General features: G+C 41.8%; 18 protein-coding genes. 5 read left to right on the forward strand and 13 right to left on the reverse strand.

What is annotated here, in order from left to right:
• Nucleotides 1-401: 401 nt before the first annotated feature.
• The 9 genes from OFO10_RS05305 to aspS form a co-directional block, all read right to left on the reverse strand.
• Entirely contained in the window at nt 402-836 is a 435-nt protein-coding gene (locus OFO10_RS05305; RefSeq protein WP_270866366.1) for a hypothetical protein, read from the reverse strand.
• Nucleotides 833-2,017, reverse strand: coding sequence for a replication-associated recombination protein A (locus OFO10_RS05310; protein ID WP_270866367.1), 1,185 nt, complete (start codon nt 2,015-2,017; stop codon nt 833-835). Before OFO10_RS05310 ends, OFO10_RS05305 begins: the two co-directional genes overlap by 4 nt.
• Nucleotides 2,018-2,110: 93 nt before the next feature.
• The gene (locus OFO10_RS05315) at nt 2,111-2,284 is read right to left on the reverse strand and encodes a DUF1328 domain-containing protein (protein WP_442867994.1); all 174 of its coding nucleotides are present in this window, start codon (nt 2,282-2,284) and stop codon (nt 2,111-2,113) included.
• A gap of 194 nt (nt 2,285-2,478) precedes the next feature.
• Nucleotides 2,479-2,862, reverse strand: a complete 384-nt coding sequence (locus tag OFO10_RS05320) for a YgiW/YdeI family stress tolerance OB fold protein (protein ID WP_270866368.1) — start codon at nt 2,860-2,862, stop codon at nt 2,479-2,481.
• A 60-nt stretch (nt 2,863-2,922) separates the two neighbouring features.
• Nucleotides 2,923-3,345 (reverse strand): Sua5 YciO YrdC YwlC family protein, encoded by a 423-nt coding sequence (locus OFO10_RS05325; protein WP_270866369.1) that lies wholly within the window; start codon nt 3,343-3,345, stop codon nt 2,923-2,925.
• Between the two features lie 39 nt (nt 3,346-3,384).
• Nucleotides 3,385-3,903 (reverse strand): inorganic diphosphatase, encoded by a 519-nt coding sequence (ppa, locus tag OFO10_RS05330; RefSeq protein WP_270858808.1) that lies wholly within the window; start codon nt 3,901-3,903, stop codon nt 3,385-3,387.
• 26 nt (nt 3,904-3,929) lie between these two features.
• Nucleotides 3,930-4,094 (reverse strand): hypothetical protein, encoded by a 165-nt coding sequence (locus OFO10_RS05335; protein ID WP_270866370.1) that lies wholly within the window; start codon nt 4,092-4,094, stop codon nt 3,930-3,932.
• A gap of 22 nt (nt 4,095-4,116) precedes the next feature.
• Nucleotides 4,117-4,692 (reverse strand): adenylate kinase, encoded by a 576-nt coding sequence (locus OFO10_RS05340; protein WP_270858806.1) that lies wholly within the window; start codon nt 4,690-4,692, stop codon nt 4,117-4,119.
• Nucleotides 4,689-6,443: an aspartate--tRNA ligase gene (gene aspS / locus OFO10_RS05345; protein WP_270866371.1), complete on the reverse strand. Its 1,755-nt coding sequence runs from the start codon at nt 6,441-6,443 to the stop codon at nt 4,689-4,691. Before aspS ends, OFO10_RS05340 begins: the two co-directional genes overlap by 4 nt.
• Nucleotides 6,444-6,529: 86 nt before the next feature.
• Here aspS and OFO10_RS05350 point away from each other — a divergent pair, with 86 nt between their 5' ends.
• The 5 genes from OFO10_RS05350 (at nt 6,530) to OFO10_RS05370 (ending at nt 11,652) form a co-directional block, all read left to right on the forward strand.
• A complete protein-coding gene (locus OFO10_RS05350; RefSeq protein ID WP_270866372.1) occupies nt 6,530-7,411 on the forward strand; it encodes an NAD(+) kinase in 882 nt (293 codons plus the stop codon).
• On the forward strand, nt 7,405-8,925 hold the full coding sequence (locus OFO10_RS05355; RefSeq protein WP_270866373.1) for an AAA family ATPase: 1,521 nt from the start codon (nt 7,405-7,407) through the stop codon (nt 8,923-8,925). The genes OFO10_RS05350 and OFO10_RS05355 overlap by 7 nt, the downstream gene beginning before the upstream one ends.
• Nucleotides 8,926-9,035: 110 nt before the next feature.
• Complete coding sequence (locus OFO10_RS05360) at nt 9,036-9,827, forward strand: TatD family hydrolase (RefSeq protein ID WP_270862475.1); 792 nt, start codon at nt 9,036-9,038, stop codon at nt 9,825-9,827.
• Nucleotides 9,827-10,879 carry a lytic transglycosylase domain-containing protein gene (locus tag OFO10_RS05365; protein WP_270866374.1) on the forward strand — a complete coding sequence of 351 codons (1,053 nt, stop codon included), beginning with the start codon at nt 9,827-9,829 and terminating at the stop codon, nt 10,877-10,879. The genes OFO10_RS05360 and OFO10_RS05365 overlap by 1 nt, the downstream gene beginning before the upstream one ends.
• 14 nt (nt 10,880-10,893) lie before the next feature.
• Entirely contained in the window at nt 10,894-11,652 is a 759-nt protein-coding gene (locus OFO10_RS05370; RefSeq protein ID WP_270866375.1) for a septal ring lytic transglycosylase RlpA family protein, read from the forward strand.
• Nucleotides 11,653-12,014: 362 nt separating this feature from the next.
• On the opposite strand, the gene OFO10_RS05375 is transcribed toward OFO10_RS05370, so the two are convergent.
• The 4 genes from OFO10_RS05375 to OFO10_RS05390 all read right to left on the reverse strand — a co-directional run bounded on the left by OFO10_RS05375 (nt 12,015) and on the right by OFO10_RS05390 (nt 15,931).
• Nucleotides 12,015-12,518, reverse strand: a complete 504-nt coding sequence (locus OFO10_RS05375) for a hypothetical protein (protein WP_270866376.1) — start codon at nt 12,516-12,518, stop codon at nt 12,015-12,017.
• Between the two features lie 183 nt (nt 12,519-12,701).
• On the reverse strand, nt 12,702-12,941 hold the full coding sequence (locus OFO10_RS05380) for a hypothetical protein (RefSeq protein ID WP_270866377.1): 240 nt from the start codon (nt 12,939-12,941) through the stop codon (nt 12,702-12,704).
• The gene (locus OFO10_RS05385) at nt 12,942-14,981 is read right to left on the reverse strand and encodes a TRAP transporter permease (RefSeq protein ID WP_270866378.1); all 2,040 of its coding nucleotides are present in this window, start codon (nt 14,979-14,981) and stop codon (nt 12,942-12,944) included.
• Between the two features lie 8 nt (nt 14,982-14,989).
• A complete protein-coding gene (locus OFO10_RS05390) occupies nt 14,990-15,931 on the reverse strand; it encodes a TAXI family TRAP transporter solute-binding subunit (RefSeq protein WP_270866379.1) in 942 nt (313 codons plus the stop codon).
• Nucleotides 15,932-16,002: the final 71 nt, after the last annotated feature.

The raw sequence follows: 16,002 nt of genomic DNA on the forward strand, positions 1-16,002 counted from the left end.
TCAGATAAATTTTGATTAATTTTGAAATTCTCTCTAAATTTTACTGGATTGCTTCGAAAACTTCGTTTTCTCGCAATGACATATTTTTTTGTCATTGCGAGCGTAGCGAAAATTCCTTTGCCTCTAATTTGTCATTGCGAGGAGCGAAGCGACGAAGCAATCTACGAGTTTAAAATTCTTTGCGGTGAATTTGCAAAAATACTGGCCTTAAATTTTTCACTCGTAGATTGCCACGAAACGGCTTACGCCGTTTCTCGCAATGACAATAAAAGGCGTAAAATTTTAAATTTTGAAATTCTCTCTAAATTTTACTGGATTGCTTCGTCGCTTCGCTCCTCGCAATGACAAATTTGGGCGAACTCTCGCGGTGGGGCAAAAGTGATTAAAAATGTGATTAAGGGTTAAAGGCACTCTTTAACCTTACATTTACATTTATAGATATCGAAATTTAGGGTTTTAAATTCCTCTAAATCGTGCCACATATTGTAAGTTAGATATCCGTTAGTCATTTTGGCTAAATTCCCGCCTTTGTTTTGGGTTTTCATCCGTATTTCACTGCGAATATAAAAATCACCAAATTCTATGTAGTCTATATAGTCATATTGTTTATCTCTACTCATAAAATCTAATATTTCTTTATAAGTCACGCTATCAGAGCCAAGCAAAACGCAGTTATTAGGTTTTTGCAAAAAAATGATATTTGGCGAATTTTCTACAAAAACGATAGTATTATTCGCCCTTGCGTCATCATAGCGAGAGCTTAAAATCTCTTTTTGCGAACAACCCCAAAACAAAAGAGCCATTAAAACCAAAGCCAAATTTTTCATAAAATTCAAATTTCACCCTTTATCTTTTTAAGCCACTCATCTAGCGTTTTTTCAAATCCGATTTGTTTGCTGTGATAAAATTTCACTCGCCCACTAGTGTATTCTTGCTCCACCCAGCCACCGAAATCATGCGGATAGCGATATTGTGCGATTTCAGGCGCGGAGTTTATCAAGTAGCGAGGAGTTGGCAAAATTTCCCCCTCTCGCACGAATTTCAAAGCCTCGTTTATGGCGTTGTAAGCGGAGTTTGATTTGGGCGAGTGTGCCAAATACACCGCGCATTGTCCTAGTATTATGCGAGCTTCTGGGTAGCCGATTTTGCTGACTGCCAAAAGTGTATTAACCGCCATATTTAGGGCATTTGGATTGGCGTTGCCGATATCTTCGCTAGCTAAAATCACCATGCGCCTAGCGATGAAATCCGCGCTCTCGCCAGCCTCGATTAGGCGCGCCACATAGTATAGTGCGGCGTCCGCGTCGCTTCCACGCAGGCTTTTTATCATCGCGCTTGCTAGCTCGTAGTGCGTATCGTCCGAGCTTACCCCCTGTGCTACGGCACTCGCGCGCAGTGTTTTTAGAGTATCGAGAGAGATTTTACTATCAGCCAAAATCGCAAATTCGAGCAAATTTAAAAGACTTCGCCCGTCCCCTGCGCTAGTGTGTATGAGATACTCTCTGGCATCATCATCACACGCGAAGCCCAGCTCGCCCTGCACCCGCTCAAAAAGCTCACTCATTTCCTGTGCCCCCAAAGGCTCAAACTCGAAAATCATCGAGCGAGAGCGAATCCCAGAGCTTATGACAAACTGCGGATTTTCCGTGGTCGCGCCGATGATAATCGCTTCGTAATTTTCCATTGGGATTAAGAGGACCTCTTGCTGGGTTTTGCTTAGGCGGTGGATTTCGTCGATGAAAATCAGCGGTTTGGCTAGCACGCCAGAGTGCGTAGATAGGATTTTGCGGATATCTTCGACTTTTAGGCTCGTGGCGTCAAGCTCGTAAAAATCGTAGTTCAGCTCGCTTGCGAGCACGCGCGCCATAGTGGTTTTACCACACCCTGCCGCGCCGAAAAATATACTGTGCGGAATTTTGCCAGAGGCGATAAATTTTTTAAAAAGCTCCACGATTTTTTTCTGACCTAGAATTTCATTTAAGCTTTTGGGACGAAATTTTAGCGCTAGACTTTGCATAACCTGCCTTTGAAATTTAATGCGTGATTGTAGCGAAGTAAGGATAAATTTTAAGTTACACGCCAAATTTACGAAGCGCAAAGGCTTCGTAAGCTAGCGTTTGATGAGCTTAAAAATAAATGAAATCGCAAAAAGCACAAGAAAGACAAAAAACAGGATTTTCGCAATCCCTGCGCTTGTGCCAGCGATCCCGCCAAAGCCGAAAATTCCAGCCACGATTGCGATGATTAAGAAGATTATGGCGTATCTTAGCATTTTAGCCTCCATTAAAAATTTCGCCAAAGCGATTGGGGAAATTTTAACTCTATTTGGTAATGAAATGATAAAAATTTATGAAATTTTGACAAATTTAGGTAAATTTTAAAATTCGCTACCGCAAGCGAGGCAGTATTTTGGGCTTGCGGCAGCGTGGGATTTGAAATATAAATTTTGTAAAATTTTGCGCTAAATTTTACGCAAAATTATTTCACAGGCAAGACATCATCGACATCGATTTCTACGCCGACTAAATCCTTATCCACCTCGCCGACTATGCGGATTTTGGTATCAGGGCTCACGACTAGACCGTTCCAGTCATCATCGTCGATATCGACGGTGACAGAGGCGCCACTTTTATCCACGAATAGATATTTATCGTCGTTATTTAGGCGTTTTTTGATATTTCCCACTAGGGTTACCTTCGTATCATCGCGCAAATCTTTCGCCTCTTTGACGCTAACTACGCGGTATGATTTGGCGCCGTATTCGACGAACTCGCCCTTGCTGCTGCCATCATTTCCGACAAAACCACCCTTTGCCAAGGCAAATGCGCAAACTGCGCTAAGGATTAGAAATTTTTTTACCATAATTCGCTCCTTTTAAGAAATTTTTTGTGTGATTTTACAATATTTGAATTAAATCTAAATTTAACGAATTTTTTTAATTTTAAAATTTGAAATTTTATACATTTTCGACGCAGTGCGCTCGCTAAATTTCTCATCTACGATGACATCTGCGATTTCGCGCGCATAATCCTCGTCGAATTTCTCGCCGTGCAAATTCGCCGAGCTCGAATACATCGCGCCAAATTGTCGCAGAAATTTCGCATGCTCACAGCCTTGCACATAGCGAAGTGAAATTTGATTTGGGTAGATGAAGGTCGATTTTTTCGCCCTTCGCACGAGGTTTTTAAATTTTTCTGGCACGCGCGCTAGGGTTTTTAGCTCGTTTAAATTCGCCGTGGTTAGCACGCATGGAGTGTTTTCAGGGCGCATTTTCGCGCGGTTAATCTGCGTGAAGTCTTTGCTTAAAAATCCGGCTGTGGTGTCTGTCTGGGCTAGGTAAATCATAGCGGAGGTGAAATTTCGCCCGAAATTTGGGCGAAATTATTATTTGTAGTTTGTGATTGCGCGAGATAGGATTGCCTCGGCCTTGCTAGCGTCCTCGAAATCCTTGACCTTCACCCATTTACCCGGCTCCAACGCTTTGTAAGTTTCAAAGAAATTTTTGATTCTATCAAGGGTGATTTTTGGCAAATCGCTTAGAGATTTGATATTGTCATATCTAGGGTCGATTTTGCTAACCGGCACGGCTAGGAGTTTTTCGTCCATTCCGCTCTCATCTTCCATAACCAAAACGCCGATTAAGCGGCATGGGATAACTGAGCCTGCTTGAAGCGGGTATTCATTTAGCACCAAAATGTCGGCAGGATCGCCGTCATCTGCTAGCGTATTTGGCACGAAGCCGTAGTTTGCAGGGTAAAACATCGCCGAATACATCACGCGATCGACGCACACTGCACCGCTTTCTTTGTCGATTTCATATTTTATGTTTGAGCCGTAAGGGATTTCGATTACAGCGTTGATTTTATCAGGGTTTGAACCTACTTTAATTTTAGAAATATCCATTTTTTATCCTTTGTTTAAATTTATTTTTACCACGCACTTATAGAAAATCCAGTGAAAACTCCGCCGCCGCCGCTGTTTCCTGCTGCGGTGACGGATTTTTTGGCTTCACAACCAGCGCAAAAAACCAAAACAGCGAAAACAGCGCAAATTCTAAGGCAAAATTTCAAGCCAAATTTGGGGCTAAATTTCACAAGAATTCCCTAAATTTCACTCTTAGCCGATGATTTTTTTCGCGATTATATCGTTGATATCTTCGACGATTTCTTCGATTGTGCGTTCGCCATCGACTGAGTAAAAAATCTCTTTTTTGCCGTAAAATTCGCGGATTGCGCCGATTGGTTCGTTGAAGACTTTCATGCGGTTATAAAAGACTTGCTCGTTATCATCAGCTCCCCTTGCACGACCCAAAACACGCTCTTTGGCTGTGTTTTCGCTAACTGCAACTTCGATTACTGCGCTAAGCTCGATCTCATCGTCGCTTTTTAAAACTTCGTCAAGTTTTGTCATTTGCTCCACGCTTCGTGGGTAGCCGTCGATGATGATAAAATCTTTTGGCGAGCTTTTAATCGCAGAAGTTATCGTGCCTACAACCACTTCAAGCGGGACTAAATTTCCAGCTGAGATAAAGCTGTCGATTGTTTTGCCTAGTTCGCTACCGCTTGCTACCTCTGCGCGAAGCAAATCGCCGGTAGAGTAGTGAGCGATACTCTCGTTGTTTTGCGCAATCAAGCTAGCGTCTGTGGTTTTGCCACTGCCCGGTGCGCCGATGATTAAAAATAGATTTTTCATTTTTTATCCTTTAAATTTATTCTAAGTCCTAATTCTTGGAGCTGGTCGCTACTAACCTCGCTTGGAGCCTTTGTCATAGGGCATTGCGCTCTTTGAGTTTTAGGGAAGGCGATGACATCTCTAATGCTACTTGATTTAGTTACTAGCATCATAAGTCTATCAAAACCAATCGCGATACCGCCGTGTGGTGGCGCACCAAAGCTAAGCGCGTCAAGCAAGAAACCAAATTTTTCTCTTTGCTCGTCTGGCTCGATTTTAAGTAGTTTGAAAACCTTTTCTTGGATATCAGCTTTGTGGATTCTGATACTTCCACCACCAAGCTCGACGCCATTTAGCACGACATCGTAAGCGATAGAGGTGATTTCTTCCATATCTGGCTCATCGACATTGTTTGGCATAGTAAATGGGTGGTGCATAGCCGAGTAGCTTCCGTCGTCGTTTTGCTCGAACATTGGGAAATTTACAACCCACAAAAATTCGAGTTTGTTCTCGTCGATAATGCCAAGCTCGTTTGCAAGGAAAAGTCTAAATCTACCCATATAATCAAGCACGATTTTTTTCTTTCCAGCACCGAAAAATACGACATCGCCGACTTTTAAATCGCAGCGTTTGACTAACTCAGCCACATCTGCTTCATCGAAAAATTTAACCAAAGGTCCTTTAAGGCCATCTTCTTTGACTTGGATAAATGCTAGGCCTTGTGCGCCAAATTTACGCACATATTCTTCAAATCTTTGCATTTGGCGTTTGCTAAATTTCAAATCCCCACCCTCGACGACAAGGGCTTTTACGCGGTTTTTCTTAGTCTCTTTTGCGATATTAGCGAAAATTTCATTATTTGATCTAGCGAAAATATCAGCCACATCGATAAATGGCATACCAAAGCGAAGATCTGGTTTATCGCTACCGTAATTCTCCATAGCGTCTTTGTATTCCATTACGCGAAATGGAGTTGGAATATCGTGACCACAAGCAGCGAAAATATCTTTTAAAAATGTCTCAGCGACCTTCATTACATCGTTTTGATCACAAAAACTCATCTCGACATCGATTTGGGTAAATTCTGGCTGGCGATCTGCGCGCAAATCCTCATCGCGGAAGCATTTTGCCACTTGGAAATATCTATCAAATCCAGAGCACATTAAAAGCTGTTTGAAAAGCTGTGGGCTTTGCGGAAGCGCATAAAAGCTACCCGGATAAACGCGGCTAGGCACCAAATAATCCCTAGCACCCTCTGGCGTAGCGCGAGTTAGCACAGGGGTTTCAACCTCGACAAAACCAAGTCTATCAAGCGCATTTCGTGCCGCAATGGCCGCTTTTGAACGCATTGCAAAGCGCTCAAATTTATCGTTTGTCCTTAAATCCAAAAATCTGTATTTTAGGCGAATTTCCTCATTTACGCTCTCATCTCCGATGACAAACGGTAGCGCACGGCTCGGATTTTCGATGATTAGCTCATCGACTACGATTTCAATCTCTCCGGTTTTTAAATTTGGATTTTCCAAACCCTCGCCTCTGGCGCGCACTTTTCCGTTTGCGCGCAAAACATATTCGTTTCTGACATCGTTTGCTATTTCGTAAGCGCTTTTGCTATCTTTTGGATCGCATACTAGCTGTAAAAGTCCGCTTCTATCGCGCAAATCGATGAAAATAACGCCACCATGGTCGCGGTAAGAATTCACCCAACCACAAACGCTAACATTTTCGCCGATATTTGCTTTGCTTAGATCGGTGCAATAATGACTTCGCAATGTGTTCTCCTTAAAAAAAATAATTAAAACCAATGATTATAGTTAAATTTTGCTTTTACAAAGCTAATTTTTTATAAAATCGCGCCATGGAAAATTTAATCGCATTACAAAAAAATTTAAAATTTGTCGGAATCATCGCCAAAACAGAGGCTGGAATTTTGCCTATTATGGAGGAAATTTCTAAAATTTTGCGCTTAGGGGGCATTGAAATTTTATGCGAAAAAACCTGCGCGCAGTATTTTGGCAAAACTGGATTTAGCATAGATGAGATTTTATCTCGCACCAAGGTTTTAATCAGCCTTGGAGGGGACGGCACGCTAATTGGCGTAGCTAGAAGCGTGCTAAAAAAAGGCGCATATATAATAGGTGTAAATGCTGGCACGCTAGGCTTTCTAACAGACATTAAAAATAGCGAATTTAACGCATTTTGGCGTGAATTTATGGCTGGGAAATTTAGGCTAGATAAGTTGCCAGTTTTGAGCGTGAGCTTGGAGCGCAAAAACGGCGAAAAGCTCGAAATCAGCGCATTTAACGATATGGTTATCACGCGCTCTCATATCTCGTCAATGGCAAAAATCGACGCGTTTTTGGACGATACGCACTTCAACACATACTATGGAGACGGCGTCATAATCAGCTCGCCAGCGGGCTCGACAGCGTATAATATGAGCGCAAACGGCGCGATAATCTACCCGCTTTGCGAAGTTTTCGCTATAACGCCGATTTGCTCTCACAGCCTGACCCAACGCCCGCTAATTTTGCCACAAAGATACAAACTAGGCTTCAAAAATAGCGGAAATTCCGAGCTTTGCGTAGTCATCGACGGGCAAAATTTTTACAATATGGACGAATTCAAAAGCGTGGAAGTAAAAATTTCAAAACACAAATCCCAAATAATCCGCGCTAGCTCATACGATTATTTCGCGGTTTTGAAGGAAAAATTGCGCTGGGGACATGCTGGATGTTAGAGAGAGTGTATATCAAAAATCACCTTAGCTTCAACGAAATCGAGCTAAATTTCGCCCCAGGGCTAAGCGTATTTACCGGTGTGAGCGGTGCTGGAAAATCTGTGCTAATGAACGCTATTTTGGCTGTGTTTGGGCTAAGGGAAGCAGAAGCAAAGATCATAGAAGCCGACATTAGCCACGAATTTGGGCTTGATGAGTTTGGCATAGAAAACGAAACGCCGAATAATTTCCGCATTTTACGGGATAAATCCGTGCGGTATTTCATAAACTCGCAACTAATTTCAAAGAAAAATTTGACCAAAATCGCGGGCGAATATGTGAAATTTCTAGGCGCAAAAAATGCCGATGAGATAAACTCTGCCTCGCTTTTGGAGTTGCTTGATTTTATGATTTGCAAAAACGATAGCGCTCATGGCTCAAATTTGGCGAATTTTAGGGCTAAATTTAGCGAATTTTTAAGAGTGCAAAAAGAGCTTAGAAAAATCGAAGAAGAAGAAAACAAAATCGAAGAACTTAAAGAATTTGCCAAATTTGAAATCGAAAAAATCGAGCAAATTTCGCCTAAAATCGGCGAATACGAAGAGCTTTTGGCAGTCAAAAAAAAGCTTAGCAAAAAGGATAAAATCGAAGAACTTTGGGCGAGAGCCGAAGGGATTTTTGAATTTGAGCGAAGCGTGATAGAAGCACTAAATCTAAGCGAAATGGATAGCGCATTTTTCGAAGATAGCATGAACGAACTGCGCATAAAAATGGAAAGCTTAAACCTCGATGAGCTAGGTGAAATCGATATCGAGGCAGTGTTAAACAGACTAGAAGCGCTTTCAGGCCTAAACAAACGCTACGGCGACATTGCCGGCGCGCTTGACACGCTTGAAAGGCGCAAAATAGAGCTAGCGCATTATGAGCAAATCAGCTTCGAAAAAAGGGATTTAACCGCGAAATTTGGCGCGCTAAATGTGGAAATTTCAAATTTAGCTACTCTTATCAGCGCGAAACGAAAAGCAAGTAAAAATGCGCTAGAAAGCCTGATAAATCGCTATTTGGACGATTTGTATATGCCTAGCGTGAGGTTGGAATTTTTAGAGCAGAGCTTGGAAGCAAACGGCAGCGACGAAGTGCGCGTAATGCTAAATAATACCGAATTTAAAAATTTAAGCTCAGGCGAGACAAACCGCCTGCGCCTCGCCTTCATCGGGGCAAATTTGGAGATTACAAACCAAGGAAGCGGGATTTTAATTCTCGATGAGATTGATTCGAATTTGAGCGGAAAAGAGGCGATGAGTATCGCAACCGTGCTAGAAAAAATCTCGAAATTTTACCAAATTTTCGCTATCTCGCACCAGCCACAACTCAGCTCCAAAGCTCACTCGCACTTTTTAATCACCAAAAATGGCGAAATTTCGAGCGTAAAACTGCTAAATGAGAGCGAAAAAATCACAGAACTAGCCAGAATGATTAGCGGCGAGACGATAAGCAAGGAAGCATTAGAATTCGCCAAAAAGCTAAAAAATTAGCTAAATTTAAGCCAAAAATGAAACTAGTTTGGTATATTTAATCTTTGTTTAATTTTAATTTGGCTATTTTGGCGTAAAATGTTTTGTTTATAAATTTTTAAGTGAGTTTTATGATTATTGATACACATTGCCATTTAGATGATAGTAGCTATTTTAGCGACCTTGACGCCGTAGTTCAAAGAGCAAGCGAGCACGATGTCGGCACTATCGTCATCCCTGGTGCTAGTATGTCGGATTTAGCGCGCGCTAGGGAGATTTCTCACACTTATGCAAATGTATTCTTCGCTGTGGGCGTGCATCCTTATGAAATAGATGAATTTGACATTAATACGCTAAAAGAGTTCGCAAACGACTCAAAATGCGTGGGTGTGGGCGAGTGCGGTTTGGATTATTACCGCTTAAATGGTCTTAGCGACGAGGAAAAATCCAGCGAAAAAGCACGCCAAAAAGAGATTTTTTTGGCACAAATTGAGCTCGCCAAAGAGCTAAATTTACCACTAATCGTGCATATTAGAGACGCGAACGAAGACGCTTATCAAATTTTAAAAACTCACGCAAACGGGCTAAATGGCGGTGTTTTGCACTGCTACAATGCAAGCCCACTACTCGCAAATTTAAGCGAATTTGGATTTTATTTTGGAATCGGCGGTGTTTTGACATTTAAAAACGCAAAAAATTTAGTCGAAATTTTACCAAAACTTCCACTTGATAAAATCGTCGTTGAAACAGACGCGCCATATCTTACCCCGCACCCTCACAGAGGCGAGCGCAACGAGCCAGCCTTCACGAGCCTTGTCGTGGATAAGATAGCCGAAATTTTGGATAAAGATGTAGAATTGATTAAAAGTATCACTACGCAAAATGCTTACAGACTTTTTGCAAATCAAATTAAAGGAGATTAATGAGAGTCATTAAAATCATTTTTTTGATGCTAATTTTCGCAGGTTTTGCGCACGCTAGCCAGTCAAAAATTTCACGGGTAAATCACGACTACATTATGAACGAATTTGGCATAGAAAACAACCTTTCAAGCCAAAAAGTCGTCGCTGACATTTACCGCTCTATCGATTCTTCGGATAAAAAATTATTCAAAGACATCATCACTTCGCAAGCTCACAATGCCTTTTTGGTAAAAACCGAAATCGAAAGCATTGAAGCGCCTGAGTTTTTGCTCTACCTTGCTATGGTAGAATCTCACCTCAAAAACACCGTTACTTCGCACGCCAAAGCAGGCGGTATGTGGCAACTCATGCCTACAACTGCCAAAAATTTCGGCCTGCGCATAGATACGCATGTAGATGAGCGCAGAGATCCCGCAGCCTCGACTGACGCGGCGTTTTCGTATATTTTGCATTTAAGACAAAATTTTGGCAAATGGTACACTGCCCTCATGGCGTATAATTGTGGCGAAGGCTGTATGAATAGAGCCATAAAAGCGGCTGGAAACGATGATTTAGGCACCCTACTTTCTAGCAATGCAGTGCCAAAAGAGACCAAAAATTTCATCAAGCGCATTATCAAATTCGCCTACATCGCCCAAAGCGATAGTATGCAAAAGGTGCTAAGATTCGAAAACGAGCCGTGGGCGTTAAAACGCATTGCCGTAGCCCCAGGCACGAAGCTAAGCGCGATCGCCAAACAAATCGGCATTTCGCAAACCCAAATGAATAGCTACAATGCACACATTACAAACGGCGTATCACCTAGCAACGGCAAGTATTTTTTCTATATCCCAGAGAGCAAATATACAGAATTTGTCCTAAGCAGAGGCGATTTTCAGGCGTATGAACCAAACCTTATCAAAAATCGTCCAAAGCTAAGTTTTGCGAAATTTAAGCCTCAGCACGAGCATATAATCAAGGTCGAACAGATCGAAAAAACCGCTCCGACATTTGCCTCTAAAACTGACGAAAAAATCCGCACAGTCGCAATGGCGTTTGATCTCAAATTTTAAATTCGGAGTAAATTTTGCATTTTAAAAAATCAATAATTTTTAGCGCGCTTGTCGTGCTAATCTTTGCTGGGTGTTTTTCATCACACAGAAATTATCCGTCATCTAGTTCAGGCTCAAAAGCCCCTAAAATCGGCAAAAACTCGCCTGCAACCATGCGCCCTTACAAGATAAATGGCAAAACCTACTACCCCGAGCAGGTCAGTATCGGCGATACACAAAGTGGCATTGCTAGCTGGTATGGACCGGGCTTTAACGGCAAAAAGACAAGCAATGGCGAGATTTACGATATGAACGCCATGACTGCCGCACACAAAACCTACCCGATGAACACCATGGTCAAGGTCACCAACCGCGACACTGGCGCAAGTGCAACTGTGCGCATAAACGACCGCGGGCCATTTGTGAGCGGGCGCGTAATCGACCTTAGTAAAAGCGCAGCTAATAAAGTCGGCGTCTTCGCCAAAGGCACGGCTCCTGTGAAGCTCGAAGTCGTGGGATTTTATGGTCAAACTATCAAAAAAGGCGCGCCAAATGCGACGATTGTGGGCGGAAATTTTATGGTGCAAATCGGAGCGTTTAGAAACCAATCTGGCGCGGCACGCTTCACGCGAGAAAACGACGCTCTGCACGGATATCCTAGCGTAATGCGCGAGTTCGACCTAGACGGCGCGCCGATTTATAGGGTATTTTTAAGCGGATTTAAAAGCGAGAGCGAGGCGCGCGATTTCATCGCCAGCGGCTCACTTCAAAACGCATTTTTCGTGCGTGAGTAAAATTTATGGCTAAATTTAGGCGAAATTTCGCCTAAATTTGGTTAAATTTATCCAAATTTTGATTTCATTTTTTCACACGCTAACGCAATTTTTAAACACTGCCTCGATTCGTTTAGTCTCATAAAAAGCGGAAATTTATTACCAAAAATTATTTGCAAGGCTTGGAATTTTAAGAATCTAAAAGACAAATTACGGGCGTATTGTGGGTAAATTTAATCAATAAAGAGAGATTGATTTCGTGGTGTTTTTTTATCAAAAATAATCAAAAATGATAAAATCAACCATTATTTTAACTATTGAAATTTTAGGATTTACCACCTATCATCGCTTCAAGAGATTATTAAAAACCCATCGACCACACTTCAAAATTTTATCTCTTTAATGAAATCTAACGCATCGTATAATGTGCCCTTAAAAGTAGTATTTTTATATGCGAAAATGCAAATTTCATCCTTAAAATATTTTAATCTCTCGTAATGCCACTCATCTATGTCGCCCGTATCGCAAAAGTAGCAAAACTCGCCATTACGCCCTAGCATTTCATCGCCACCATAGCCTTTTAGCTTGATTTGCCACTTTTTATTCGGACAAGATGAAATTTTAAATTTTCTAAATTTTTTTTGATTTTTTATTTTGTATTGTTTGCGCTTTTCATCTGCTCGCAAAACACAATCGCTAAAATCGCCTTTAAAAACCTCGCCATCTTCGAAAACAAAGCTTTTTCTGACCCCGTCATCCATATACTCGCAGACATAATCGGCGTAAATATCACCTATTTCACCACCGCACCAATCAAAAATTTTTTCGCATTTTTCATCAATTGCGATTACAAAAAATAATCCATCGTCAAAAACATAAAATTTCATATTTTCACCATTATAAATATTGTTTTTTCAAAGAGAATTGATAGAATGCGAGATTTTAGCATTTTTGGCTTTGGTTTTAAAATACCTATGAAATACTAAAAATTATCTTTCAAAATTTATGCTATTTTTGTGTTTGTTTATTGCTTGTTTATTTCAACTCACACGCCCCGTGTGGGGCTAAATTTATCCGAGTGTGATTTTGATGCTCAAAGCCCTGCAAACCATATCAAAAATTTCGATATCTAAATTTGGATTATATTCATCAAGTATAGCAAAAACCTCTGCCCTCATATCCTCGCTATGTCCTGGGTGAGCCTCGTCGTAGAGAGCCCCAACCAAATCAACAAGGCTAAAATTATCTATATTTTTCTGCCTCATTGCAGTTTTTAACTGCTTTGAAATTTGCCATTTGAAATTTTGCATTTAAGCTTGCTCGCCCTCTGGTTTTGCGAACCACTGCTTAATAAAAATCCCCACATAAATCGCCAAAGCAGCCCCATAGCAGATATATTCGCTACTGATGAAATCGAAATATCTCACGCACATATTTGGCACGAGCATTAGCGGCACGACGCATAGTAGCAATACACGCTCTAAGGCGTTGCATTTTTTCACAAACCAGCCTTGAAGCACGGAACTAAACGCAAACATACCAATGAGCGCGCTAGCAAAAATAAGCGCGATTTGGGCGGGATCTGAGATCCAAGTAATGCCCTTTGGATCCATTGGGGTGGTGATTGACTCGATTAAAAGAAGTTTGTTATTGAAAAAAAACGCAAACGGCAAAATCGCTGTTCGCAAATCATAAATAAATCCCTGCACGCCCACGATTACAGGGTTTGCCTTAGCAATACCTGCGGCGGCATACGCTGCAATTCCCACAGGCGGGGTGTCATCAGCTAAAATTCCGAAATAAAACACAAACAAATGCACCGCAATCGCAGGCACAAGCAAATCATTTCTATCAGCTAAAATCAAAATCACAGGCGCAATTAGGCTAGAAACCACGATATAATTCGCCGTAGTCGGAAGCCCCATGCCTAAAATCAAGCTCATTATCGCCGTCATTAGCAAAATCAACAAAATATTATCCCCAGCCACAGCCTCGACTAGATCAGATAGCACAGCTCCTAGACCAGTTAGCGAAATGGAGCCGATGATGACACCAGCAAGAGCGGTGGCAACTGCGACTGTTACCATGTTTTTCGACGCTGCGACCATAGCCCAAAAAATATCGCTAAAACCTTGGATAAAATCTTGCCTTAAAATTTGCTCTTTGTAGATTAGTTTGCGAACTGGCTCTTGCAAAACCATTATGATAAATAGCACGCCAATCGCGTTAAACGCCGCTGCAAAGGCACTTTGCTTCAAAATCAAAAGTGTGTATAAAAGCACCATAATCGGGATTAAAAAGTGAATTCCGCTCAAAATTAGTTTCAGTTTTGAAACTCTTTTGTAGTTTGAATTTCCTTTAAGCCCTAGCTTACAGCTCTCTAAATGCACGATAAAAAATAGCCCCGCATAGCACGCAAACGCAGGAATTAGCGCGGCAATCATAATGTGCGTGTATTCCATACCCAAAAACTGCGCTATGATAAAGGCAGCCGCACCCATGATAGGTGGCATGAGTTGGCCATTTACGCCAGCTGCGACCTCGATTGCGCCTGCTTTGACTGGGCTAAGGCCTGCTTTTTTCATAAGCGGAATCGTAAAGGTTCCCACGGTAACGACATTTGCAGTCGAGCTTCCGCTAACCATGCCAGTTAGCCCACTAGCAATAACGCTAGCCTTAGCTGGTCCGCCACGAAATCTACCCAAAAGCGCAAACGCTACATTTATGAAATACTGCCCCGCACCAGCGCGCTCTAAAAGCGAACCAAAAAGCACAAATAGATAAATATAATTTGTGCTAACTCCCACAGGCACGCCAAAAACGCCCTCTGTGGTAAGAAACATGTGGCCGGCTAACTTTTCGATACTTGCGCCACGATGCGCGATGACATCTGGCATATACTGCCCAAAATAGCAATACAGCAAAAACAAAAATGCAATTATCGGAAGTGCTAGACCCATCATACGGCGCCCAGCTTCGAATAAAACAAAAATTCCTAAAAACGCAATTACCACATCTCTTTGCAAATAATCGCCTGGTCTTTGCGCAATCCCGTAAAAATCAATCGCAGGATAAAGTATCGCAAATGTCCCCACAGCCAGCAAAATATAATCATAAAATGGTATGTAAAAATGCGCCTTAGAGTGCGAACGAGCAGGAAAAAGAGCGAAAATGATAAAAATCGCAAATCCTAAGTGGATAGATCTAGCGCGCGTGCCATTTATCGGAAAATACGCGATATAAAGCTGAAAAACAGCCCACGCGAAGCACACTAGCGTCACAAGCCAAAATAGCTTTTTCGACGAAAATTCTCTACTTTTTACCTCTAATACCTGCTCGTCTTTTTTCATCTACTGCCTTATTTTAAAATTCCAGCTTCTTTAAATACCGCCTCAGCCGCTGGGTGAAGTGGTGCGCTAAGACCTTCGATCAGGGATTCTTTGCTAACCAAATTTAGCGCAGGGTGAAGCTGTTTATACTCGTCAAAATTATCTAAAATAGCCTTTACGATCGCTCTTACAGCTGTATCGCTCTCGCTCTCATCAGCGACTAGCACAGCCTTTACGCCAATCGTCGTAGTATCGTAATCAATCCCCTCATAAAGCCCTTTTGGAATCACGCCTTTTGCGAAATATGGGTATTTTTCTACGATTTTATCAGCTGTGGCATCATCAATGCTAACCAAATCAACCGGCATAGATGTCGCTACATCGATGATGTTTGCAGTCGGGTGTCCCACCATAAAGAAATATCCGTCGATTTTCTTATCTTTTAGCGCCATTGGGCACTCTTGCACGGTTAGCACGCTTCGTTGCGCCATTTTAGCTAAATCAATGCCGTATTCATTAAAAATCAAAGTACTTGTTACTTCGTTTCCGCTACCTGGATTTCCTAAATTTATCTTTTTGCCATCTATATCAGCATAAGCCTTGATTCCGCTATCGCGCGCGACTACAAACGCCAAAAGCTCAGGATAAATCGAAATAACAGAGCGAAGTTTCGGATTTGGCTCGCCCTCGAATTTGCCCTTGCCATTATATTTGTCATAAACGACATCGCTTTGAACGAAGCCGAAATTTAGCTCTTTTTTAAGGACATTATTGACATTATATGTCGATCCGCCTGTGGATTGAACTGAGCATTTAAAATTTTTATCGGTATTTACAAGGCGACAAATCGCAGTGCCCACAGGATAATAAGTCCCTGTCATTCCACCTGTGCCGATATTGATAAATTCTTTCGCACTCAAACTACCTGCAAACATCGCTAACGCAGCGACACCAACACAAATTTTTCTCATATTCCCTCCTTGTGAAATTTAAGCTGATAAGTATTGCTAAATTTGGATAAAATTCTAATAAAATTTAGCCA

The organism is Campylobacter sp. VBCF_06 NA8, assembly GCF_027737825.1.
Lineage (GTDB): Bacteria > Campylobacterota > Campylobacteria > Campylobacterales > Campylobacteraceae > Campylobacter_B.